At 49.0% G+C, this 23405-nt stretch carries 20 protein-coding genes; 11 read left to right on the top strand and 9 right to left on the bottom strand.

Translation table 11 applies throughout. The features are described 5' to 3' along the window. Both SC206_RS01290 and SC206_RS01285 read right to left on the bottom strand, forming a co-directional pair. The coding region (locus SC206_RS01290; protein WP_332733396.1) for a 3-methyl-2-oxobutanoate hydroxymethyltransferase at nucleotides 1-206 on the bottom strand (206 nt) is incomplete at its 3' end. 9 nt (nucleotides 207-215) lie between these two features. Next, nucleotides 216-830 carry a LysE family translocator gene (locus tag SC206_RS01285; protein ID WP_332733394.1) on the bottom strand — a complete coding sequence of 205 codons (615 nt, stop codon included), beginning with the start codon at nucleotides 828-830 and terminating at the stop codon, nucleotides 216-218. 231 nt (nucleotides 831-1061) lie between these two features. Here SC206_RS01285 and SC206_RS01280 point away from each other — a divergent pair, with 231 nt between their 5' ends. Then, complete coding sequence (locus SC206_RS01280; RefSeq protein ID WP_332733392.1) at nucleotides 1062-1514, top strand: Lrp/AsnC family transcriptional regulator; 453 nt, start codon at nucleotides 1062-1064, stop codon at nucleotides 1512-1514. A gap of 34 nt (nucleotides 1515-1548) precedes the next feature. On the opposite strand, the gene SC206_RS01275 is transcribed toward SC206_RS01280, so the two are convergent. The 4 genes from SC206_RS01275 to otnK form a co-directional block, all read right to left on the bottom strand. After that, a complete protein-coding gene (locus tag SC206_RS01275) occupies nucleotides 1549-2292 on the bottom strand; it encodes a DeoR/GlpR family DNA-binding transcription regulator (protein ID WP_332733390.1) in 744 nt (247 codons plus the stop codon). 11 nt (nucleotides 2293-2303) lie between these two features. Next, nucleotides 2304-3605 (bottom strand): SLC13 family permease, encoded by a 1302-nt coding sequence (locus tag SC206_RS01270; RefSeq protein ID WP_007886552.1) that lies wholly within the window; start codon nucleotides 3603-3605, stop codon nucleotides 2304-2306. Nucleotides 3606-3687: 82 nt separating this feature from the next. Further along, nucleotides 3688-4326, bottom strand: coding sequence for a 3-oxo-tetronate 4-phosphate decarboxylase (gene otnC / locus SC206_RS01265; protein WP_332733387.1), 639 nt, complete (start codon nucleotides 4324-4326; stop codon nucleotides 3688-3690). Continuing rightward, nucleotides 4323-5579 carry a 3-oxo-tetronate kinase gene (gene otnK, locus SC206_RS01260; RefSeq protein WP_332733385.1) on the bottom strand — a complete coding sequence of 419 codons (1257 nt, stop codon included), beginning with the start codon at nucleotides 5577-5579 and terminating at the stop codon, nucleotides 4323-4325. Before otnK ends, otnC begins: the two co-directional genes overlap by 4 nt. Nucleotides 5580-5906: 327 nt before the next feature. Here otnK and SC206_RS01255 point away from each other — a divergent pair, with 327 nt between their 5' ends. The 7 genes from SC206_RS01255 (at nucleotide 5907) to SC206_RS01225 (ending at nucleotide 14417) form a co-directional block, all read left to right on the top strand. Continuing rightward, on the top strand, nucleotides 5907-6977 hold the full coding sequence (locus SC206_RS01255) for an isocitrate/isopropylmalate dehydrogenase family protein (protein WP_332733383.1): 1071 nt from the start codon (nucleotides 5907-5909) through the stop codon (nucleotides 6975-6977). Nucleotides 6978-7033: 56 nt separating this feature from the next. Continuing rightward, the gene (locus tag SC206_RS01250; protein ID WP_332733381.1) at nucleotides 7034-7690 is read left to right on the top strand and encodes an aspartate/glutamate racemase family protein; all 657 of its coding nucleotides are present in this window, start codon (nucleotides 7034-7036) and stop codon (nucleotides 7688-7690) included. Between the two features lie 35 nt (nucleotides 7691-7725). After that, nucleotides 7726-8601 (top strand): amidohydrolase family protein, encoded by an 876-nt coding sequence (locus SC206_RS01245; protein WP_332733379.1) that lies wholly within the window; start codon nucleotides 7726-7728, stop codon nucleotides 8599-8601. A gap of 26 nt (nucleotides 8602-8627) precedes the next feature. Further along, nucleotides 8628-10013: an MFS transporter gene (locus SC206_RS01240; RefSeq protein ID WP_332733377.1), complete on the top strand. Its 1386-nt coding sequence runs from the start codon at nucleotides 8628-8630 to the stop codon at nucleotides 10011-10013. Further along, nucleotides 9973-10683 (top strand): transporter substrate-binding domain-containing protein, encoded by a 711-nt coding sequence (locus SC206_RS01235; protein ID WP_332733375.1) that lies wholly within the window; start codon nucleotides 9973-9975, stop codon nucleotides 10681-10683. The genes SC206_RS01240 and SC206_RS01235 overlap by 41 nt, the downstream gene beginning before the upstream one ends. A 123-nt stretch (nucleotides 10684-10806) precedes the next feature. Next, a complete protein-coding gene (locus SC206_RS01230) occupies nucleotides 10807-13455 on the top strand; it encodes an aconitate hydratase (RefSeq protein ID WP_332733372.1) in 2649 nt (882 codons plus the stop codon). Between the two features lie 8 nt (nucleotides 13456-13463). After that, entirely contained in the window at nucleotides 13464-14417 is a 954-nt protein-coding gene (locus SC206_RS01225; protein ID WP_332733370.1) for a LysR family transcriptional regulator, read from the top strand. A gap of 1 nt (nucleotide 14418) precedes the next feature. Here SC206_RS01225 and SC206_RS01220 read toward each other — a convergent pair whose 3' ends face one another. After that, entirely contained in the window at nucleotides 14419-15525 is a 1107-nt protein-coding gene (locus tag SC206_RS01220) for a lactonase family protein (RefSeq protein ID WP_332733368.1), read from the bottom strand. Between the two features lie 315 nt (nucleotides 15526-15840). On the opposite strand from SC206_RS01220, the gene phbB reads away from it, so the two are divergent. Together phbB and SC206_RS01210 are read left to right on the top strand one after the other, a co-directional pair. Further along, complete coding sequence (gene phbB / locus SC206_RS01215) at nucleotides 15841-16584, top strand: acetoacetyl-CoA reductase (protein WP_332733366.1); 744 nt, start codon at nucleotides 15841-15843, stop codon at nucleotides 16582-16584. Nucleotides 16585-16666: 82 nt separating this feature from the next. After that, nucleotides 16667-18004, top strand: coding sequence for a CitMHS family transporter (locus SC206_RS01210; RefSeq protein ID WP_332733364.1), 1338 nt, complete (start codon nucleotides 16667-16669; stop codon nucleotides 18002-18004). 38 nt (nucleotides 18005-18042) lie between these two features. Here the strand turns inward: SC206_RS01210 and SC206_RS01205 are convergent, their stop codons facing one another. Beyond that, on the bottom strand, nucleotides 18043-18930 hold the full coding sequence (locus SC206_RS01205; RefSeq protein WP_332733362.1) for a GntR family transcriptional regulator: 888 nt from the start codon (nucleotides 18928-18930) through the stop codon (nucleotides 18043-18045). Between the two features lie 316 nt (nucleotides 18931-19246). After that, nucleotides 19247-22231 (bottom strand): Tn3 family transposase, encoded by a 2985-nt coding sequence (locus tag SC206_RS01200; RefSeq protein WP_332733360.1) that lies wholly within the window; start codon nucleotides 22229-22231, stop codon nucleotides 19247-19249. A 160-nt stretch (nucleotides 22232-22391) separates the two neighbouring features. Between SC206_RS01200 and SC206_RS01195 the strand changes: the two genes are divergently transcribed. Continuing rightward, nucleotides 22392-22970 carry a recombinase family protein gene (locus tag SC206_RS01195; protein WP_332733358.1) on the top strand — a complete coding sequence of 193 codons (579 nt, stop codon included), beginning with the start codon at nucleotides 22392-22394 and terminating at the stop codon, nucleotides 22968-22970. The last annotated feature ends 435 nt before the right edge of the window (nucleotides 22971-23405 follow it).

The raw sequence follows: 23405 nt of genomic DNA, 5'->3' as shown, positions 1-23405 counted from the left end.
GGCGGCGTCAGTCCGGAGGCCTTCGAACAGGCCTCATCGTGAGGACAGAATTTGTCTACTGTCGTGGGGTCAGTCCAGATAAGCAGCATATCGACGCCAGCCTGGCTGGACTCGTGGGCAAAAGTCGCATCATAGCAGGTCAACATGGCAATTTTTTCGCCGATTTTCTTCATCTTCTGCAGATGGGGCAGGGTGATCTCTGGCATCTCAATGTCTCATCTAAATGATTCTGTCAGTAATAGCGCTGCGATGATGATCATCAGAGCGCCGGAAATTTGGCTGACGAGGCGTGCAGCACTTGGCCGGGTTTGTAACACGGCTTTAGATCCGAAGCCTACTATCAGGTAAACCACAGCACAGCTTACGACATGCACCATACCCAATGCGGCCATTTGTAAGGAGAGCGGCCATGTGCCATGCGGATCGGTGAATTGTGGCAACAATGCCAAAAACAGCAGAAATACCTTTGGATTAAGCCCACTTATGCAAAGCCCTTTTACAGCCCAACGCAGCGCATTACCTTCGGCCTGTCTTTCACCTGCAGTGGGAACGGCAGGATGACGCAACATGCCTATTCCCAGCCAGATCAGATAGCAGGCACCGGCCACGGTTAATCCTTTCATGAGCGTGGGCAGGTCCGCGACCACGGCTCCTACACCTGCGGCAACAATTAATGTTGCAATCAAGTGACCAGAGAGCAATCCGCAGACTGCGGGAATGACCCGGCCCCCGCGAATTCCTGCGGAGATGGCATAGGCCCAGTCTGCTCCAGGAGTAATGACAAATAGCACTGAAACAGTCCAAAACGCAGCAAAAAAATTCAGCGCCATCGTTACACCCCACTCGATGAGTTAGGCATGCTGAGCACAGCGTCTTCGGGATGACTTAAAAAAATTATATTGCACACGGTCTTCTACCTGATTAACGAAATAAATAGAATCTATCTCCAGATGCTGGGCGGTGTCGCACAGCATTAGCAGGTAGAAAGAATATCCTCAGCTGGTTAAAATGTGCTTTCAATATTAATGCGTAATGTCGCTGATAAGGGAATAATCTTGCCAATGGACCGAATCGACCGCAATATTCTTGCTGAGCTACAAGCTGATGGCCGTTTATCCGTAACTGACCTTGCGGAACGGGTAGGATTAAGCCTGTCACCTTGCCATCGCAGGGTAAAATCGCTGGAGCAGAGTGGCGTTATTCAGGGGTATCGTGCTCAGCTTGATCCTGCCTTCCTGGGTTATAACTTCTCGGCGATTGTATTCGTGACGTTGCGTGATGGCGACCGTAAGGCCGTCAATGCGTTTGAAGAGGCGGTGAAAGAACTTCCCCAAATTACGCTGGCACAACGCTTATTTGGCGATCCTGATTATCTTCTGCATATCACAACGCGTGATTTGCCCGCTTTTCAGCAGTTATATGATGAGAAACTTTCCGCTTTGCCCGGTGTACAGAGGCTAACGTCGACCCTAGTGATGAAAACCGTCATTCAGAATCGGCCGTTGCCGCTGTAGGCCGGTTGCTAACCCGTTTTTGAGCATGACAATGCTATTTAATTGCAACGGGATGCAGCTTTAGCGGATCCATTCGTCTGCTCAAAATCACCTCCGACGAAGGCAGGTCAGTAATGACCATGTCCATGTCGGTCAGTGAGAACATCTTGTACAGCGCGTTGCTGCCGTAAGTGCTGTTATCTGCCAGCATGATACATTTTCGCGCTGCGTTGGTGATTGCACCGTAGTAAGCCGCTCTGTACTCATCATGATGAAAAATGCCTTTATCATTCCAGGATTCCGGTGCAATAAACGCCTTTTCAAAATTGAGACTCTGCAAGGTCTCGAGCGCAACGCGTTGATGAAAAGTATTGTCATGACGGCTGAGTTTGCCACCAATAAAAAACAGGGCAGCGCTAGAGTGAGTCATAACATGCTGCGCAATGGAAAAGTCATTAGTGACAATGGTCATTTCATTGCTGGAAGGAAAAAACGTGGCCAATTCAAACGTCAATTTTCCGCCATCGAGATAAACCACTTTGCTATCACCTAAATAACGTAGCGCAGCACGGACCAGAGAATGAGCCCCGGGGCGTTCAACGGGTAAACGTAGCGGGGTTTCACGTGATTTCACGCCACCCCGCGTGAACATGATGACGCCACGCGCACTGAGCTGTTCAATATCCCGCCGTATAGTCATCACCGTGACATCCAGCATATCTGACAGCTCCCGCAGGCTGACAAAATGTTTGATGGATACCACTTCGAGTATCCGTTGATGACGCTCAGCGGGGATCATATCGCTCCTCATCAGACAGGAATAATGCCAAGAACGACAGCGGCCAACAGAGCACAGACACTCATGATCCAGATTTTCACCATGGAGTGACGGATATGCTCACCGACCTGAAGATTAAGCAGTCCTAACCCCAGATGCGTTGCCGGAATAACCGGACTGAGCAGCAAACCTATTTGTTCGGTAATGAGCATGGCGATGGTGACATGCAGCGGGGAAACGTCAAAACTTTGCCCAAGGCCTACCGCGAGAGGAAGGAGTGCAAAATAAAAAGCATCGGATCCAATTAAGATAACGATAGGTACGCTGAAAGCAGCCAGGATTATATAAAGATAAGGTCCTAAACTGGAAGGAAGTACCGCAGCGAGTTCATTCACTAATACTTTAATAATGCCAGTATTTTGCAATATCCCCACAAATACGCCAATGGTTAAGAAAATTACGATCACCGGGAAGATGGTTAACGCATAATCTTTAATTTTCTGTTGTGCTTTTTTGGCATCAGGATAATTGATCATGACTGCCAGCGAGAATGCGATCATAAACAGGAAGTTACCCGCGACTAATCCAGAAACCAGAATCACAATGGTTGCAATCACCAGCACAAAGTTGGCGCGCAGCAGCCATGGATTATGGTCACCTTTGCTGGTAAGCATCTCCTCACGCATCACCAGGAAGGCTTCTTTACTAATACCAGAACCACTTTTATTTTCTACTCTGGCCATGTACCAGCAGAGAATAACGCCGAGAACAAACAGCACTACCTGCAGAGGAATGAGTTTGTAATAGACGTCAAGAATATCAAGATGGGTCACCGCAATGGCTCGGTTGAGTGAACCGCCCCATGGGGTAATACCCGTTACGCCGACTCCAACGGTAACCAGCATCAGCAACGTTTTACGGCTGATGTTCATCTTTTCATACAGAGGTAACAATGCCGGGACGGTTACCAGCAGGGTTGCGTACGCATTACCATCGAGGCTACACACTGAGGCTATGACCAATGTCGCAAGCAGAACAGAAAAGGTCGATTGTGTGACGAAACGCAGGATGAAACGCACAATCACGTCAAACACACCGGCTTCTTTCATCAGGGTAAAGAACATAGCGCTGAACGCGACTAGCGTAGCGGTGCCAACAACCGATTTCAGTCCTGAAGCGACATATTCGCCCAGTTCTTTAAAGCCAAATCCACAGACTAAAGCGGCTACCGTAGGTAAGATAATAAACAGCACACTGGGAGGAAACTTATTTTTCAATAAGCACCATGTCAGAATAACAAACATGACAATCCCGGTGATAAGCATCAAAGACATGACTTATCCTTTTAATTTTCAGAGTAAAAGATGTAAAAAAACGCTGCGCAGATAAATCTGCACAGCTTTACCATGGCAATATTTATTTCATATTGAAAAGCGTATTGAGCTCATCAATATTTTCATTAGTTAATGTTTTCATGCCATAGGGTTTGAGTACGAAATAGAGTTTTGCCGTTTCCTCTAACTCTTCTGCGTTAAAAACCGCTTCACGAATATTTTTACCCGAAATAATAGGACCATGGTTGGCGAGAAGAATTGAATTATGTTCCTTAGCCAGCTTTTCAACATGCACAGCAATTTCTGGCGAGCCCGGACGAATATAAGGCACCACAGGCAGTTTACCCACACGCATCACGTAGTAAGGCGTTATGGCCGGCAGTGCATTTTCATGATCCAGATCGGGTAAGCAGGATAATGCTGTCAGCCAGGGGGAGTGCAAATGTACGATGCCGCCACAAGCAGGACGCTGACGGTACATTGCCAGGTGCATCAGAACTTCTTTAGACGCCTTGTGACCCGAAACCAGCTCACCGGTCATCGTGACTTTACTCAATTCATCAGCATCTAGGTCGCCAAAACTGGAGTTTGTCGGCGTGGTGAGGATATGGCCATCAGGCAGTTTCAGGCTGATATTTCCAGCGCCACCGCTGCTGTAACCACGTTCAAACAGGGAGCGTGCATAGCGCACTAAATCCTGACGATATTGGACTTCGATCATTTCACACTCTCCTGCGCTTTTAAGAAGAAATCACTGTTACCAAAGTTGCCTGACTTGAGGATTACCCACTTTTCTTCATCCAATACCTGTGTCCAGGGCACACCAGGCGCGACAGCATCGCCGATCACCATGCCTTTAATATTGAGGCCCTGTGATACCGCACCCGACGTTTCACCGCCAGCGACAATAAATTTATTGAAACCTTCCTTGCTTAAATTGTGGGCAAGCGTCGCGAAGAAGCTTTCAATCTTCTCACTGACATATTCCGCACCATAATTCTTCTGAATAATCTCTATCATATGAGGCGGTTGCGTGGCATAGACCATGGGAGCCAACACATCATTCTTTTGGGTAACTACCCAGCCCGTCACCGTCTGCAGGTACGTTGGTTCGTGAAGGATTTTTTCCACATTCAGTGCCAGTGATGAGGCGCGTTGCTGATAAAAGTTCACCTGCTGGTCGGTCATGGAAGAGCAACTGCCTGACAGGACAATGCTTGCCCCCTCTTTGCTGATAGCAAACGCAGGCTTATCAGCGGATTTATGCATCGTATCCAGTGCCGCAATGGCATAACCAATGCCTGCTGCACCGGTGATAAGAACATAATCTGCGGTTTCACGCGCGACGGTTAACAGATCATTGTTATCCAGTACGTCACAGATAACATATTTGATCTTTTCCTCTGCCAGTTTGGCTAGGGCATCAGGAATGTCTTCTACATGATTTTTGATGGTGTCGAGATCAATGACTTCGCAGCGGCCGGTAGATTGCGCCTCCATCAATTTTTTTAGTGAAGACTCTCTCATCGGTGTGACTGGATGGTGTTCCATCCCGCTTTGATTCAATAACTGCCCTTTCACAAACAGATGGCCTTGCAAAATGGTCCGTCCATTGTCAGGTACTGCCGGGCAAATCAAAGTGATTGGCGCATCCAGATTCTTCATCAGGGCATCGGTAACCGGGCCAATGTTCCCCTCTTTTGTCGAGTCAAAGGTTGAGCAATATTTGAATAGCTGACGCTTACAGCCCTGTGACTTAAGCCAGTTTGATGCAGACAATGATTGTTTCACCGCCGTCTTGGTCAGAATCGAACGGCTTTTAAGGGCGATAACCACCGCATCGATGCCTTCCTGATCAAAAGCCTCAGCAGGAACGCCATTGAATAGCACCACTTTCCAGCCCGCATTCACCATGAAACTTGCAATGTCGGTGGCACCCGTAAAGTCATCCGCGATGACGCCCAACTTAATCATATGTGTTCCTCTAAAGCGGTAACAAATTCAGCTCATATTGCTTTTATATAAATATAAGTGCAATTAGGCTTGATGTTAATTTGTGTTTTAGATCACAAAATAAGGGGTTGTGGTTAACAAATGGGTGTGAGTGGAATCTTTGAAGCGGCTGTTACAACGGGTAATAATCCTAAAGCTCGTAGGGCTTAGCCATAACTTACTGAAAAAACGGAGGAATGTTGTAATGTGTTTTTTTTGTATCAGAAATGTGATCTCAATCACCTTGCCTTCAGTGCATTTATTGGTATAAAAATGCAATCGAAAACTGACCAACCATCTGGAGTATTTATGCGTATTTTGGTTCTGCCTTGTGACGGTATCGGCCCTGAGATCACTTCTGCTGCGGTAACTGTGCTGGAGTCACTGGATAAAGCGTATGGCCTGAACTTTGAGTTCGACTACGAAGACGTAGGTTTTAAAAGCCTGGAGTTACACGGCACTACGCTGCGGCAGGAATCACTCGACCGCGCCAAAACGTATGACGGCATTATTCTGGGTACCCAGTCCCACGCGGATTATCCAGCACCGGAAAAAGGCGGCCGTAACGTTTCTGCTGGCTTCCGCATTGGTCTGGATCTCTATGCTAACGTCCGTCCTGCGCGAACTCGTTCTTTCCTGACGTCTAATATGAAGGAAGGCAAATCCATGGATTTGGTGATCATGCGTGAAGCGACGGAAGGGTTCTATCCAGACCGCAACATGACTCGCGGCTGGGGTGAAGTGATGCCAAGCCCGGATATGGCGCTGTCTACCCGTAAAATTACCCGTCATTGCTCTGAGCGTATTGCTCGCAAAGCCTTCGAGCTGGCGATGCAGCGTCGTAAAAAAGTGACTGCAATTCATAAAGCTAATAGCTTCCATATGACGGATGGCCTGTTCCTTGAAGCCGTGCGTCACGTGGCAAAAGAGTTCCCTGAAGTTGAGCTGGACGATCTGTTAGTTGATGCGTCAACCGCTCACCTGGTGCGTAACCCAGAGCGTTTTGACGTACTGGTCGCCACTAACTTCTATGGTGACATCATCAGCGACTTGGCGAGTGAATTGTCAGGCAGCCTTGGCTTGGCCGGTTCAATTATGGCCAGTGATACTCATTGCTGCGCGCAGGCTCAGCATGGATCAGCTCCTGATATTCAGAATCAGGACAAGGCAAACCCGGTGTCGATGATTCTGTCGGTTGCCATGATGCTGCAATGGTACGCAGAGAAGCACAACCAGCCAAAATTCCTGAAAGCGGCGGAAGAGATCAGCCGTGCCGTTGATGAAGTGCTGGAAAACCCAGAAACCCGCACGCCGGACTTGGATGGCAAATGTGGTACTAAAGCCTTTGCTGAAAAAGTGGCTGCTTCTATTCGCGCCTGATTAAACGTCATAAGGTTGCCGCACTTTAGCGGCAGCCTGCTTTCATGGAGCCGAAGATGAATCAACGTATTGTTTTAATCCACGCGACTCCACTGGCGGTTGAGCCGATAAACCAGGCTTTTGCCGATCAGTGGCCAGAGGCTGAAATCAGTAACTTGCTGGATGACGCGTTAAGTGTGGATCGTCGTAAAGTGACGATGTTGACCGATCGTCTGTTTCAGCGGATCGATTCACTGGTGAACTATGCTGCCAACATTGATGCTGGTGCAGTGTTGTTTACCTGTTCGGCATTTGGTGAAGCGATTGACGCCAGCGCAGCGAAAAATACCATGCCGGTGCTTAAGCCAAACGAAGCCATGTTTGAAGCGGCTTTAGCTAAGGGTAGAAATATCGTCATGCTGGCAACGTTTGCTCCCGCCGTCGCTGGGATGGAAGCGGAATTTCATGAACTGGTACGTAAAGGTTATCGTGACGCCACGTTAACCAGCGTTCTGGTTGAAGGGGCGCGTGATGCCCTCGAGAAAGGTGATGCCGAGCGCCACAACCAGTTCATTGTTCAGGCTGCTCGTGAACATAATGAGGCTGATGCCATCCTTCTTGCGCACTTCTCGATGGCCATTGCCTGGGAGCAGGCTCAGTCAGCAGTGAACTGTCCAGTATTGAGCAGTCCGCATGCAGCCGTTTCAAAACTGAAAATATTAATGGCTCATTAATTAAGTCAGTCGATTTTTTAAAAAAAGGCATCAACGTGGAAAGCCGAGATATATTGGCGGATGTGAAATATAGCCATATTTCACACTCGCCTGAGATCGTATTGCCTGAAAATAGCTGTGACTGTCATCACCATATTTTTGACAGGCGTTATCCCTATGCAGCGGATGATACGCGTAATTTACCTAACGCAACCGTCAACGATTACAACCAGTTTAAAAAATGGTTGGGACACTCACGTCATATTCTGGTGCAACCCTCTTCTTATGGAACGGATAATCGTTGTCTGACAAATGCATTACGCGCTTTTGGCACCCATGCACGTGGTGAAGCCGTGGTGGACGACACTGTCAGTGATGCCGAACTGGATGCGCTGCAGCAAGCTGGCGTAACGGGGGTTCGTTTCAATCTGGGTGCAGGCAATGCAACGACACCTGAAATGCTGCTTCCCGTAGCGCAACGCGTGGCGGAACGTGGCTGGCATGTGCAGGTCCACGCCACTGCCGATCAGTTGTGGCAGTTGCGATCAACGCTGCTTCAAATACCGGGAAATCTGGTCATCGACCACTACTTTCGTTTACCACAGCCTGAGCCGATGGCCCATCCAGTTTGGAAGCTGGCTTGGGAGCTGATTGAAAAGGGTCAATGCTGGGTAAAGCTCTCCGCGCTTTATCATCAGTCACAATGTGATGATGTGTCTGATATGGCAGCTCTGGTTACCCGTTTTCTTCACGATGCAACTGAACGTGTTTTATGGGGAAGTGACTGGCCACATCCCAATTTAATAAGTGCCAATAAAAATATGCCAGATGATGCATTGATACTATCGAAAATATACCACTGGGCGCATAACGATCAGGTTAGACACAAATTATTTGTGGAAAACCCGGCTGAACTTTACCGATTTAATTAATCGTATGCCAGACAAGGCCGAATATTATGATTACTCTGAACTCCACTGCTAAAAAGAACAGACCTACGCATTATCGTTATATGATTTTGCTGATGGTATTCCTCAGTATTGCAATAAATCATGGTGATAGAGCGACCTTCTCAATTGCCGGTACGGATATGGTGAAATCTGCCGGGCTGGATATTGTGGCGCTCGGTTATCTGATCTCAACCTTCACCTGGGCCTATGTTCTGGGGCAATATCCGGGGGGTTGGTTACTGGATCGTTACGGCTCAAAAAAAGTGTTGGTAACCGGGGTTTTCACCTGGTCACTGTTCGTCTTTCTGGTGGGTTTCAGCACCTCTTTTGACAACATTTGGGTGACACGCGTATTGATGTTTGGCTTCATCTTTATGATGGGGTTGATTGAAGCACCAACGCTACCCGCTAACTCTCGATTCCTTGCGGCATGGTTCCCGGCGAAAGAGCGTGGTAAAGCTTCCGGATTCACTACTGCAGCACAGTATTTTGCATTAGTGGTCTTCTTACCCTTGATGGGCTGGTTCTCCTATTCGTTTGGTTGGGAGTCGGTGTTCTGGTTTATGGGCGCAGTCGGTATTCTGGTCTCGCTGTTGATGACGCGGGTACTCACCGATACGCCTAAAGTTCACCCGTTGGTCAACGATGCTGAGCTTGAATATATCCAGTCCGGCGGCGGTCTGACCAACATGAAAGCCAGTAAAAAAGGCGATAACGTCGGCAAAGGATATACCCGTAAATTACTGACCAGCCGATTGGCGCTGGGTGTGTATATGGGGCAGTTCTTCTTTACGGTGCTTTCCTACTTTTTCCTGACGTGGTTCCCGGTTTATCTGGTGCACGACCGTGGTATGACCATTCTCAAGGCGGGCTTTATCGCGTCACTGCCGGCATTATGTGGATGTGCCGGCGCGTTGCTGGGCGGCGTGTTATCCGATTACATGCTGGCGCGTGGTTTCAGCCTGTCAGCCGCACGTAAAACACCGATCGTTATCGGCATGCTGTTAGCCGTGAGTATGGTTATTTGCAATTACGTCGATTCCGCATGGGTTGTGGTGGCTATCATGTCGCTGGCCTTCTTTGGCAAGGGATTTGGTGCTATGGGATGGTGCGTAGTCTCAGACTTCTCACCGAAAGAGGCGGTCGGCCTGAGCGGCGGATTGTTCAATATGATTGGCAATATTTCGGGAATATTTACGCCAATTATTATTGCCTACATCATAAAAGATACCGGTTCATTCAATGGTGCTTTGATTTTTGTCGGCGTATGCGCTTTCCTCAATCTGTGCTGTTATCTGTTTGTGGCTGGAAAAATTCAACGTCTGAATTTTGAAACGCCGAAACAGGATCAAGATGATGACTTTTCTGGAGAGCCGCATGTCAGCCACCGATAACGCAACCCCACTACGTTTTGCTATCAATTTAGGTAACGCCGTATTAGCCAAAACGCTGCCCGATGGGCAGCCTGGCGGGATTACTGTTGAGATCGCCCAAAAAGTTGCGGCTGAACAGGGAAGAGTCGCGCAATTTATTATGTACCCCACAGCAGGCAAGGTGGTAGATGATGCCACTCACGATCGCTGGGACGTCGCCTTTTTGGCGATAGACCCGAAGCGTGAAGAGGTGCTGCGATTTACGCAGTCTTATATCACTATCGAAGGTACCGTGATGGTGAGAGAGAGCAGCAACTGGCAAAGCGTGACCGAGATGGATAAACCTGATGTGGTCATCAATGTCGGTAAAGGAGCAGCCTACGATCTGTTTCTAAGCCGCGAATTAAAACATGCTGCGCTCAATCGACTCCCTTCATCACAGGCCGCGATCGATGCGTTTCTCGATGGAGAAGGGGATATGACAGCAGGAATACGTCAACCTTTAGAAAGTGCAGTCAGTAACAATAGCGGTTTTCGCGTTCTGCCCGATAATTTCGGTCAGATTTGCCAGGCTATTTGTTTGCCGCATGCGCAGGACCAGCTTTATGGTGAGATTAGTCATTACCTGAATAAATGGCAGGAAAATGGCGCTATCAGCGAGATTATTAATCGAAATCTTGCCGAGTCTTAAACTTAATGCAGCGTTCTCATTTGGAGAACGCTGCATTGGTTAATGTTCAATTTTCATTCATTAATGGGCATGAGACGTTATCCAGCGACGAACATAACAAAATTGCTGTGACGGAAGGTTTTTATGACATCGCCTTTAACGCTTGAACGCTCGCCGCTGGTTATTCATAACCGCCTGTATCATTTTATTGACCTCACCCAGATCGTCCCGCTGGAGCGACTGCAGACATTGCCTTACAGCATTCGCATTCTGCTGGAGAACATTGCGCGATGCTCACCGCAAACGCTGCCTGAATTTCTCAACTATCTGTCTGCAAAGTCCTCCCCTGGTGAGGTTGAGTTTTATCCCGACCGCCTCATGTTCCATGACACTACCTGTTTACCGGCTTTGGCTGACTTTGCTGCCATGCGCGATCTTACTGCTGAGTTAGGTGGCGATCCGCGCGCTATCAATCCACACATTCCTGCTGTGCTAACCATCGATCATTCGGTCATCGTTGAAAGTTACGCTAATGCCGTTGCGCTGGAAGATAACCTCAAGTTTGATTTTCGCCGTAACGCTGAACGCTATCGCTTCATTCGCTGGGCGGAAAAAAGCCTGTATAACTTCCGCGTCATTCCACCCGGCACCGGCATTATTCATTTAATGAACCTTGAAACCATTGCTGAAGTGGTAACGGTGGATGAGCGTGAAGCCATACCGTTGCTGCACGCCGATTGCATGATTGCAACCGACAGCCATACGCCGATGATTAATGCACTTGGTGTGTTGGGTTGGGGCGTAGGTGGTCTGGAAGGTCAGGCCGCATTGGTTGGCGAGCCAGTCACGTTACGCTTCCCGGACGTGGTGGGAATTTGTGTTTCCGGTGAACTGCCGCCGGATGTCAGCGACAGCGATCTAGCTCTGCACATCACGCGCCTGTTGCGTGAAAGCGGTGTGGTCGGGAAATTTGTTGAGTTCACCGGTCCTGCACTCCACAGCATGCCGCTCGAATCGCGCGCCACCATTGCCAATATGGCCCCGGAATACGGTGCCACCGTGGTGTTCTTCCCGTTTGATCAGCGCAGCGCAGAGTACGTCAACCTGACCGGGCGCAGTGAAGAGAAACAGGAAATTATTCGCAGTTATATGCAACATCAGCACCTTTGGCGTCATCCGGAGGATCGTCAGCCTGACTTCACACAACGCATTGAACTGGATTTAAGTAGCATCGAACCCAGCGTAGCGGGGCCTTATAATCCTCATCAACAAATTCCGCTCAGTGATTCGCCGAAAAGTTTTATGGAGACATTGAAAGCCGGCGAGCGCGCTTTGCAATGGCAGCATGATGTTTACCCACAACCGATTCAACAAGGCGCCGTGGCTATCGCGGCCATAACCAGCTGCACCACAACCGCCAACCCCTGGCTGGTAATTCAGGCGGCATTGTTTGCCAGGAATGCGGCAAAGTACGGACTGCAACCCAAGCCTTGGGTTAAAACCTCCTTTTCACCCGGATCTCGGGCGGTTACCGATTATCTTGGAGAATCGGGCCTGCTTAGCGAGTTAGAAAAGGTGGGGTTCGATGTGGCAGGTTATGGCTGTATGACCTGCATTGGCAGTTCGGGCGCATTACAACCGGCCATGGAAAGTCTGGTGAGTGATGGCCTTCAGGCCGTGTGTGTGCTTTCCGGTAACCGTAACTTTCCCCGTCGCGTTAATCCCAGCCTCGGTCATGGTTATCTCACCTCGCCAGCATTGGTGATTGCCTGGGCTATTGCCGGAAATATGCAGCATGACATGTTGAGTGACCCGCTTGGCTACGATGAGCATCATCAGCCGGTTTTCATGCGCGACTTAATGCCTGCGCGTGAAGAAGTTGAACGCTGGGTAACAAGAGTGATGAAGCGTGAACATTACATCCAGCGTCGCGATCTTATCTGGCAGGGAACCCCGCACTGGCAGCAAATTGAAGCTCCGGGTAGCGTGCATTATCCATGGGAATCGACCTCAACCTATCTGCGTCGGCCGGGCTATCTGGAACGTTTACCTCGTGACCCTGCCGAACCGCTGTCGCTCAATAATGCCCGACCCTTCCTCTGGTTTGGCGATGACGTCACCACCGATCATATTTCGCCTGCAGGTGCGATTTCCGCAGGTAGCCTTGCCGGTCAATGGTTGCTGGAACATCATGAAGATCCGCAGGACCTGAATCTTTACTCTACGCGACGCAGTAATCACGAGGTGATGGTACGTGGTGCTTTTACGAATAAAGCGCTATCCAACCGTTTGTTACCGGCAGATAAGCGCGGAGGCGGCGGTTATGCCTGGGATGCGTCTCATCAGCAAATTCTTCCGGCTTTTGAGGCTGCGCAAACATGGCATGCAACAGATACGCCGCTGGTAGTGCTGGCGGGCGAGCGCTATGGCGCGGGATCGAGCCGTGACTGGGCTGCTAAAGCGCAGGCACTGATGGGGGTTAAAGCCGTCATTGCTAATAGTTTCGAACGTATCCACCGCACGAATTTGATCGGAATGGGCATTCTACCGCTGCATTTTATTGCCGATGAAGCGGACAGATTACCTGAGATGGATGGTACCGAGATCCTGGATATTACAGGCCTGGAAATGATCGCGCCGGGTGCGACGCCGCTGATGCTCTACATCCGCCGTGGAGGCAGGCAGATTGCTGCACTGAATCTTGAAGCAGTGATAGACTCCCAGCAAGAACTAGGCTATCTGCGCTATGGCGGTATTTTGCCCTTTGTTATTCAGCAAACACTAAAAGAGTAGGGAAGTTCATGCGCTACGATCTGGTCTCACTTTCGCTGTTTGTCGCTGTGGCTGAAGAGCAGAATCTTACGCGTGCCGCACGCCGTAAGCATCTGGCCGTCTCAGCCGTGAGTAAGCGCATAACAGAACTCGAACAGCAAATTGGCACGCCACTGATGCTACGCTTGCCGCGCGGCATCGAGTTGACGCCTGCGGGGCACTCGCTGCTTTTTCACGCGCGCCAGGTGTTCCGCAATCTCGACCAAATGGAAGAGGAGCTCAGTGATTACGTGGCTGGCGTACGCGGCCACATTCGCATTTTTACGATCTCTGCGGCGTTGATGCATTATTTGCCGCGTGCCATAAGTCAGTTCCTTGCTCATTACCCGCAGACAGATATCGATATTGAAGAACACACCGGCATTGGCGTCGTGCAGGGCTTGCTGCAGGGGGACGCGGATGTCGGTTTCTTTTCCAGTTGGACACCTGCTTCCGGCATTGAGGTCTGGCCATGGCAGCAAGACCAGTTGTCCGTTTTGGTGTGGCAGGGGCATCCGTTGACGGAGCACGCGACCTTGCAATTAGTGGATTGCATCGATGAGAAAATAATTGGGCCACATCGGGAAAGCGCAGTGAGCCACATTCTGGAGCGTGAAGCGAGAAAGCTGGGTACAACGCTGAATATAGGCTTACGGGTCAGCAGTTTCGTGTCTATGGCCGAACTGGTTGCGCAACAGTTGGGAATAGCCATCTTGCCAGTTAATGAAATCGCTCAGGTGGCTAATCATGATGCTGTGCGCTGTATTCCCCTCGTCGAGCCATGGGCGAAACGTGAGTTATATGTTGGCGTGAAGGGATATGCCCTATCTTCACCCTCGGTGAAAGCGTTTATCGAAAATGTCACGCCATTGAAACGTGCAACGGGTGCCGAAGAGGGGTCGTGGCTTGAGGCCAGTCTCATCAATGCTGACCTCAAGCGCTGAGTTAATCGGAAAATACAATGCAGGTAGGGCTGGCAGTGAATACCTCTTTACCTGTGTTTTTAAGTATACCCGAGTCCTGATCAACGCTGAAAATGCGAATAGAATCAGAGTCCTCGTTAGCGCTGTAAAAATAGAGCCCATCTGCAGAGAGCGTTGTAAAACGCGGCGTCTTACCACCGCAAAACACCCATCCCACAGGCTTTAAGCAGCCATCATCAGGATTTATACGCATAACCGCAATACTGTTATGACCACGATTGGCAGCATATAAGAAGCGCCCAGACGGATGCACTTCGATTTCACTGGCGTCGTTACGTGTTTCAAATCCTTCCGGTATGCTGCTCAACGTTTGCTTGAGCGCAATGTTTCCCGTCTCTTGTACAAAATCGTAAACGGTAATCGTATTCCCGAGCTCACTCAGGCCATAAAGCCACTTCCCCTGTGGATGGAAATCAACATGACGCGGCCAACTCCCAGACGGCAACAGCACTTCATCATTGAGTAGTGATTGTCCATCTCGCCAGTGATAAATACGCACCATATCAATGCCGTTTCCGGCCTGTCTGCCCTGGATGGGCAGAGCGTAGTAATCGCTATCTGGCGCAAAAATAATTTCATGCGGACGTGACAAGCTGCCCGCAGCGCCATCCTCATCAGCGTGGCCTTCCACCATCGCAAGGTGGTGAGGAGGCAGTAGCGCGTCATCATCAGCGAACGCTAATGCTGCTACGTTGCCGCCTTCATGGTTAGCAATCAGCAGATGGCGGCCATCAGGAGAGAGAGCAGCATGCACTGGGTTATTGCGCCGCATTGGGTCAAGATCGGGATGTGGATTCTGTGGGCCCGTTGTTTGTTCAGATAACAAAGTCAGCATGCCAGAGATAGGATCACGCGCAAAAATAGCTACCTGATTGCCATCCCCATGCAGCACATACAGCCGATTTCTTTTTTCATCCAGTGTGAGCCAGGACGGATTTTCCTGAACAGAAGTAACACGTTGTACGTGATGCCAGTCCCCTGACTCATCAATGCGAAATACTTCAATTCCTTTTCCACGTGCGCCACGCCACTCGGACGTACGGCAACCCACATAGGCAAACTTATTCATTTACAACCCCGCAATACCAATATGCATTTATTTAAACATAAGTGCATAAATTGACTTGTGATTGATATCACGCTTTTGTGGTTATCAAGCTTTGAAACTCACTATGAAAGGGTTTTTACGTTATGCACCGGTGTTTTCAGGCTGCTTAAAACTGCATTGCAATTTAATTGCATTGCATTTGAGTGGGTTTAAATGCAGAAAATTGACGATCGTGGTCACAATTTCAACGGCTCGAGAGTGCTAAAAAAAACCGCAGATAGCTTACTGTTAACAAGTCGTGAAAACTGTTACATAAATGTATCTGGGAGAAGGGTTATGACCCAACGTATTGCGTATGTTACATCCGGGATGGGAAGCCTCGGAACCGCTATTTGCCGTCGACTGGCGAAGGATGGTTTTAAAGTGATTGCAGGATGCGGCCCCAATTCTCAACGTAAAACCGCCTGGCTTAATGACAATAAAAAGATGGGATTTGATTTCATCGCATCAGAAGGAAACGTGGCTGATTGGGAATCAACCATTAAAGCGTTTGCTAAAATAAAAGCTGAAATCGGTGAGATAGACGTGCTGATTAATAATGCTGGTACGGCACGGAATGTATTATTTCGTGATATGCAGCCACCGGAGTGGCAGGCCGTTATTAACACCAATATGAACTCATTATTCAACGTCACTAAACAAGTTGTTGATGGCATGATGTCGCGTGGATGGGGACGCATTATCAATATTTCTTCAGTCAACGCGCAAATTGGTCAAACAGGTCAGGTTAACTACTCTACGGCAAAATCTGCCGTGCGGGGTTTTACTCGCGCCCTGGCACGCGAAGTTTCGGCACGCGGAGTAACAGTAAACACGGTATCGCCGGGCTATCTGGCTACGTCAAAACTGAAAACAGTCACGCCTGTGCAGGTTATTGATAAGATTGTTCAGGAAATTCCAGTGCGTCGCCTTGGCTCTCCGCAGGAAATAGCCTCTATATGCTCATGGCTGGCATCTGATGAATCAGGATTTGCCACGGGGGCTGATTTCTCTGTTAACGGCGGCCTGCATATGGGCTAATAAATTAACAGAACGTCCTGCTCAAAATTTCCGTCAAATTAATTATCGCGCATATTAGCAATAATATGCGTTGGAGGCTCTTATGCTCTCGCTTCTGGGATATGGCATGATTGTGGTCTTTATGATCCTAATCATGACCAAAAAACTTTCTGCACTCGTCGCACTGATCATTATTCCAATAATATTTGCTCTGATTGCCGGATTCGGCGGAGAGATGGGCGAGATGATGATTGAGGGGATTAAAAAAGTCGCTCCGACTGCCATCATGGTTATTTTTGCCATTCTCTACTTCAGCACCATGTTTGATACCGGTTTATTTGATCCGATTATTCGCTTCTTTTTACGGATTATTAATGGTGACCCGGTTAAAGCGGTTATGTGCAGCGCGATTCTGGCGGCTATGGTGTCACTTGATGGTGATGGATCAACGACCTATATGATCTGCGTAACGGCAATGCTGCCGTTGTTCAAACGTATTCGTCTGGACCCTCTGGCGCTAACCTGCGTAGTCTTCCTCTCCGGAAGTATTACTAACTTGCTGCCATGGGGCGGTCCACTGGCTCGCGTTGCGGCATCCTTGAAAGTTGAATCCAGCGATCTGTTTATTCCGCTTATTCCAACTATGGTTTGCGGTTTTGTCGGAGTCTTGGTGCTGTCTTGGTATATCGGTATTCGTGAACGCCGTCGCTTAGGCAAGCTGAGTATCAATACCAATGGTTATGGATCAGTCACTGAAGACGATGCAGAAAGCTATCTGCCGGCAATCAATGAAGTCAATGAAGAGCTGCGTCGTCCAAAACTGTTCTGGCTTAACGCGGGTCTGACTTTGTTACTGATGGGATCGCTGGTGATGGAGTTGCTGCCACTGTCGGTGCTGTTCATGGTGGCATTCGCTCTGGCGTTGCTGATTAACTATCCGCACATTGATGCCCAGCGTCAGCGTATTGCAGCGCATGCGCCTGCCGCGCTGAACCAAACATCTATCTTCCTAGCTGCGGGTATTTTCGCCGGTATCCTCTCAGGTACTGGAATGGTCACCGCAATGTCGGCATCTCTGCTGGATGTGTTACCCGATTCATGGGGCCCTTATTTGGCACCGATTACGGCACTGATCAGCTTGCCTGGCACCTTCTTTATGTCAAATGATGCCTTCTATTACGGTGTATTGCCGGTTCTGGCAGAAGCAGCAAAAGTGTATGGCATTGACCCGGTCGAAATTGGTCGTGCATCGTTGGTTGGGCAGCCAATCCACTTACTGAGTCCGTTAGTAGCATCAACCTATCTGTTGGTGGGATTAGCCGGAGTAGAATTCAGCGACCATCAGAAATACACCTTCAAATGGGCTTTCCTGCTCTGCATGATCTTCCTGGCATCGGGTTTGCTATTGGGTCTTTATCCACTCTACTCGCCTGGCGGTTAAAGGCGCTGATGAAAAAATGGCCCATTGGGGCCATTTTTTTATACTCCGATACTACGTTGTTTTTTGTTATCTAGCGCGACAGCGAGGTGCTGCTTCATCATATATGACGCTTCGATCAGTTGCCCTGCCTCAATTAATGATAGCAAGTGCATATGATCTTTAACTTCAGCGTAGTAGCGGCTGCGGTCATCCATAATGCGGTAATCCATCAAACGGCGCATGCGGTTGACGTTGCGCAGTGATATCTCAAAAAACGGGTTGTTTGAAAAGTTGATGACAGTCTCATGAAAGCGGTAACCCGCTAACTGGAGCTGAGTAGGCGATAAACGCTGTATGCCGCTCTCTAAAAGCATCTCCAGCTCGCGCTTAATCTCATCGATTTTGCTCTGCGGGGCTTTGAAGGTGGATTCCAAAATTGCCATTGGTTCAATAACCATGCGGAAGCTGAAAATATGCTCTAGCGCGGCTTTGGTCTTGGCAACGGGAAGAAAACGCCAGCCATAACCCTGTTTACGTTCAACCCATCCCTCACTGATACCGCGCGCCAGAATGGTCGTGAGCTGAGTCTTCGAAAGGTTATAACGCTTAAGTAAATAAAGTTCGTTTACTTCAGATTCGATTTTATCCTGCAGCCAGTCTTCCGCTAATTGATAGTATTCTGGAAGATCGTTATCCACTTCACTTTCATGTGAGCTCTGAGTCTGAGGCGCATAATCCTGCTTTACAAAGAAACCACGGTTATGCTGCTGCTGAAGAATGCCTTTGTGTTCAAGATAAACCAAGGCCTCACGCACGGGTGAACGCGAAACATCAAATGATTCTGCCAACTTAGGCACACTTAGGTGTGCACCCGGCGATAATCCGCCACTGTCGATCATCGTGATTATTTTTTGAGAAAGTCTTTCCGTAAGAGCACTTATTTTCATGAAGAAAGCCCTAAAAAAATGCAGGAAGAAGTACAAAATTTAATAATATTATTGCATTTAGTTTGTATGAAATGCAATTGTAAAATGCAATTTTAATCTCGGTTAACCGATTGTTTGCATTGATGATTTTCGATCATTTTATATTTTTTAAATCCACGTGGCTTAAATGCCACCTGCCAAAAGCTGCATGATTATATGATTCCACTCATTTCCACTCATTTCCACTCCTTCATCTGCTTCAGCACCCCCTCTACCCCTTTAAATTTGTTAAATCGTAGTTAAAGGGGTCCGCTTGGAAAACGGAAAATATCCTACGCTAAGCCTGTTTTTTGTACAGACCACTATCCACTGAGCGTAATGAACGGTATTTACCCTGTCCCAGCTTAAGGTTTGTCCGCCAGACGTAATCCCCACTCAGATTGATGTGCTCCCATCCAAGCGGAGACAAATGAGAAATCAGTTGCTCATTAATCGGGATCCCTTTTCGTCTCAGGGAATCTATAGCTCTTTCTATATATACCGTATTCCATAGGGAGATCGCCGCAGTCAGCAACGTCAGACCACTGGCCCGGTAGCTCTGATTCTCCAGCCCCCGATCTCTGATCTCACCCAATCGGTGTATAAAGACCGCTCGTGCAAGCGCATTGCGGGCCTCACCTTTATTCAACCCTGCCTGTACGCGTCGGCGCAGTGATGGATCGCGAAACCAGTCCAGCATAAACAGTGCCCGTTCGATGCGTCCGATTTCCCTCAATGCCTTTGCAAGGCCATTTTGTTTAGGATAACTGGCCAGTTTTTTCATCATGAGCGATGCGGTAACAGTCCCCTGTTTTACCGAGCTTGCGAGGCGAAGTACCTCATTCCAGTGCGTCTCAATGTCTTTAAGATTCAGTAGCGTTGTGGATATCACAGATTGAAGTCCCGGATAACGCTCAGCCTTTCCCTGAATAAAAAGCCGCTTGTCGTGAAGATCCCGGAGCCTTGGGGCAAAAGCGAATTCAAGCAGATGCATCAGTGCGAAAACATGCTCCGTAAAACCTGCGGTATCGGTGTAATGCTCTGTAATTTCCAGATCACTTTCGTGATACAGCAGCCCATCAAGTACGTGGGTGGAGTCCCGCACGCGGCTGATCACTTTGGTGTAAAACGGGCTGTACTGGTCCGAAATATGCGTGTAAATCTGCACGCCTGGCTCCTGTCCGTATTTCAAATTGACCTGACCGGCATAACGCCCGTGACTGCCAACCCGAAAATTCTGCCCATCAGATGATGACGTTGTACCATCGCCCCAGAATGCAGCCAGATGCCGCTGTTTCTGAGCATTAACCAGCTCAGCCAGCGCGGCTGAATAGGTTTCATCCCTGATGTACCATGCCTGAATGCCCTCCAGTGACGATTTTGTTGCCCCCGGACAGGATTCGGCCATTTTTGTCAGTCCCAAGTTGATCCCATCGGCCAAGATGGTGGTCAGTAACAATTTTCTGTCTTTCGGCCTGACGTTATTATTTTTGAGATGCGTGAAATGGCGTGTAAAACCGGTCCAGCCGTCCACTTCTTCCAGCATTTCCGTAATTTTAGGGTGAGGCAACATACCGTAAACCAGATCGGCAAAAGGGGATGCTGCTGAAGGGACACTGTTATCCAGCGGGGTAATTTTCACACCTTTATCCGATATATCAACATCAGGCAAATCACCGGCCAGCGCCATCGCATTCACTTCCTCCAGGCGCGATGCCAGAAGCGTCATACGGCTCTTGATGTATTCATGGCAATCGGTCGGAATGGCAAGGGGTAACTGATTATCCCGGAGTGATTTTATAAAATCGCCAGACGGGATCAGATAATCATCGAAATTCCTGTAGCGACGCGACCACTTTATCCAGATATCGCCAGAACGTAATGCTCCCTTAAGCTCGTTCAGCACACAAAACTCGTAATATTTGCGGTCAATGCCGGTGGGAGTGATCACGACCTTTCGCCAGCTCTCAGGAATGAACCCGGTTAGTGCGGATGGCGGGACTTTTCGGAGTTGTTTCCGATACATCTCTCTGACGGTATCCAGCGCATCATTGAGCTGCATTGCGGCGGGTGCCGTCCTGAACTGCAACGCGGACAGCATCCTGGGGGCGTATTTACGCAGCGTACTGTATTTTTCTGTGATCAGATGCAACGGGTCGAAGTTATCCTTACGTGAGAGGAAGCGCGTCTCTTCCACGCTGTTGATAAACTCTTGCCATGGAAGGACGTCTTCTATTGCGGCCCAGGGATCTTCACCAGACTCTCTGGCGTTAAGTAATGCCTGCCCAATGGTAACGTATTGCTTCAGCTTACTCTGAATCAGCTTTCCCGTTTGCTGAAGCCGTTCGGCCTGCGTGCGTTTTGCCCTGCTGAACAGACTGCCCAGAATACGCTCGTGCAGATCAATCACTTCGTCAGTCAGGGTGGCCCTGGCTTCCGATATGACACACACCAGCGAGGCATAACGGCGAACATCCGTGAATTTTGCCAGGTCTCGGCTACTCATTTTCCTGCCTTCGCGTGCGAGTTTCAGGAGCCGGTTCTGGTGAACGGAAAGCGCAATACCGTCAGGTAGTGCCAGCGCCTCAATCGCAGTTAACCGATCGATATGTTGGAGGACATTTTTACCATTAATTTTCCCCGGAGGCTGGAGCAGCCAGGCCAGCCGTGAGGGTTGCTCACCCTCAGATACCAGCAGGCGGTCCAATGCCGCTTTGTGCCCTGGTTCAAGCTGCGCGGTAAGCGCAGAAAAAACCGCCCTGTCGGCAAGCGTTGCTGCTTCGGCCAGGGTCCGCTCAATGACATCAGCAGAGGGGAAAATGACATTATTATTGTGAAGCCAGGAGAGCATTCCTTCCGCAAGCAAAAAACCTTTATCTGTCCGCATGGCGTGGGGGTAAAGGTGGCGAATGCAGATTTTTTGCAGCGCCCGGTTGAAGGGGGACAATTCCAGGTAGCGGTAGAGTTCAGCCAGATGCTCCCAGCGGGTGACCTCTCTTGATGCATACTCGGCCCACAAATCAGGCTGAAGTTTCAAATGAGCCGCAAGCCGAGAAACAACCCCGTCGTGAGGGGGCATATTTTTGTCGGGAGGAAACCCCGGCCCTCGCAAATAACAGAGTAAAACAGCAAAGCCCAGGCGATTTGCAGGTCTGCGGTGTTTATTAATAAGCGCGAGGTCAGGTTCACTCAAAAAGCACATGCGCGTCAGAAGCACGTCATCATCCGGTACAACCAGCAAGCGCTCTTTTTCTTCACTGCTGAGTATTTGTCTCCGTGGCATAGATGCTTCCTCTGCATATAGTTTATTTTAGTTATCAATTTGCACTGACCGAAACCGGTCGGTTTCGTACACCTATTATCAATACTGTCCGAAAGTAAGTGAAATTACTATCGTACATGCGTTATAATTCGTACATCCTTTTCGTACAGAAAATATCACTATGTCACGTGTTTTTGCCTACTGTCGTGTCTCTACCCTGGAGCAGACAACCGAAAATCAGCGAAGAGAAATTGAGACGGCTGGTTTCGCTGTTAAATCTCAGCGACTGATTGAAGAACACATCAGCGGCTCAGTTGCCGCCAGTGAGCGGCCAGGTTTTTCTAAACTGCTCGACCGGATGGAAAATGGCGATGTGTTGATTGTTACCAAACTAGACCGACTGGGGCGCAATGCGATGGATATCAGAAAAACGGTGGAACATCTGGCTGCTTCAGATATTCGTGTTCACTGTCTCGCTCTGGGCGGAGTAGATCTGACCAGCCCGGCAGGAAAAATGACCATGCAGGTCATCTCTGCTGTGGCGGAGTTTGAAAGAGATTTGCTGCTTGAGCGTACGCACTCTGGTATTGCGCGAGCAAAAGCAGCCGGAAAGCGGTTTGGACGTCCTTCAGTACTGAATGAAGAACAGCAACTTATGGTGATTGGACGGATTAACGCCGGGATCAGTATCAGCGCCATTGCGCGGGAATTTAATACCACTCGGCAAACCATACTCCGGGTAAAGGCAGGGCAGCAATGACCCTGAGTTCTCAACTGGACGGTCTGCTATGTGCCCAGGCTGTGTGAAAACTGTTTTGGTCGCTTAAAATGCCAAAAACAGGGCTGAAAACTGCGCTCATACGTAAAATTTGGCTCAGCTAACCAGTCGAGAAATTCCAGATTTTGCGTAGATGCGCGCACTTCAGTTTTAGGTCAGGGTTTTCACACAGCCTGTGCCAAAAGCGGACATTGGGACTTTGAACCAATTCAAACACCAAATGTAGATTGTTTGTGTTAAAAATATGTTTCTTGGCTGTTATGCCTGAAACCTGATGGAGCAGAAATGAGAACGCAGAAGCGTTGCATGGGATATGTGGCCATAGTAGTTGATGACTATGTGGACTGACCCCACGACAGTAGACAAATTCTGTCCTCACGATGAGGCCTGTTCGAAGGCCTCCGGACTGACGCCGCC

The organism is Rouxiella sp. T17, from assembly GCF_036663475.1.
GTDB lineage: Bacteria > Pseudomonadota > Gammaproteobacteria > Enterobacterales > Enterobacteriaceae > Rouxiella.
This window is presented reverse-complemented; position numbering and strand designations above follow the sequence as displayed.

Excerpts from the sequence above, each read along its gene's own strand:
- SC206_RS01285 (WP_332733394.1), bottom strand. The coding sequence starts at position 830 with ATGGCGCTGAATTTTTTTGCTGCGTTTTGGACTGTTTCAGTGCTATTT.
- SC206_RS01280 (WP_332733392.1), top strand. The coding sequence starts at position 1,062 with ATGGACCGAATCGACCGCAATATTCTTGCTGAGCTACAAGCTGATGGC.
- SC206_RS01275 (WP_332733390.1), bottom strand. The coding sequence starts at position 2,292 with ATGATCCCCGCTGAGCGTCATCAACGGATACTCGAAGTGGTATCCATC.
- SC206_RS01270 (WP_007886552.1), bottom strand. The coding sequence starts at position 3,605 with ATGTCTTTGATGCTTATCACCGGGATTGTCATGTTTGTTATTCTGACA.
- otnC (WP_332733387.1), bottom strand. The coding sequence starts at position 4,326 with ATGATCGAAGTCCAATATCGTCAGGATTTAGTGCGCTATGCACGCTCC.
- otnK (WP_332733385.1), bottom strand. The coding sequence starts at position 5,579 with ATGATTAAGTTGGGCGTCATCGCGGATGACTTTACGGGTGCCACCGAC.
- SC206_RS01255 (WP_332733383.1), top strand. The coding sequence starts at position 5,907 with ATGCGTATTTTGGTTCTGCCTTGTGACGGTATCGGCCCTGAGATCACT.
- SC206_RS01250 (WP_332733381.1), top strand. The coding sequence starts at position 7,034 with ATGAATCAACGTATTGTTTTAATCCACGCGACTCCACTGGCGGTTGAG.
- SC206_RS01240 (WP_332733377.1), top strand. The coding sequence starts at position 8,628 with ATGATTACTCTGAACTCCACTGCTAAAAAGAACAGACCTACGCATTAT.
- SC206_RS01235 (WP_332733375.1), top strand. The coding sequence starts at position 9,973 with ATGATGACTTTTCTGGAGAGCCGCATGTCAGCCACCGATAACGCAACC.
- SC206_RS01230 (WP_332733372.1), top strand. The coding sequence starts at position 10,807 with ATGACATCGCCTTTAACGCTTGAACGCTCGCCGCTGGTTATTCATAAC.
- SC206_RS01225 (WP_332733370.1), top strand. The coding sequence starts at position 13,464 with ATGCGCTACGATCTGGTCTCACTTTCGCTGTTTGTCGCTGTGGCTGAA.
- SC206_RS01220 (WP_332733368.1), bottom strand. The coding sequence starts at position 15,525 with ATGAATAAGTTTGCCTATGTGGGTTGCCGTACGTCCGAGTGGCGTGGC.
- phbB (WP_332733366.1), top strand. The coding sequence starts at position 15,841 with ATGACCCAACGTATTGCGTATGTTACATCCGGGATGGGAAGCCTCGGA.
- SC206_RS01210 (WP_332733364.1), top strand. The coding sequence starts at position 16,667 with ATGCTCTCGCTTCTGGGATATGGCATGATTGTGGTCTTTATGATCCTA.
- SC206_RS01205 (WP_332733362.1), bottom strand. The coding sequence starts at position 18,930 with ATGAAAATAAGTGCTCTTACGGAAAGACTTTCTCAAAAAATAATCACG.
- SC206_RS01200 (WP_332733360.1), bottom strand. The coding sequence starts at position 22,231 with ATGCCACGGAGACAAATACTCAGCAGTGAAGAAAAAGAGCGCTTGCTG.
- SC206_RS01195 (WP_332733358.1), top strand. The coding sequence starts at position 22,392 with ATGTCACGTGTTTTTGCCTACTGTCGTGTCTCTACCCTGGAGCAGACA.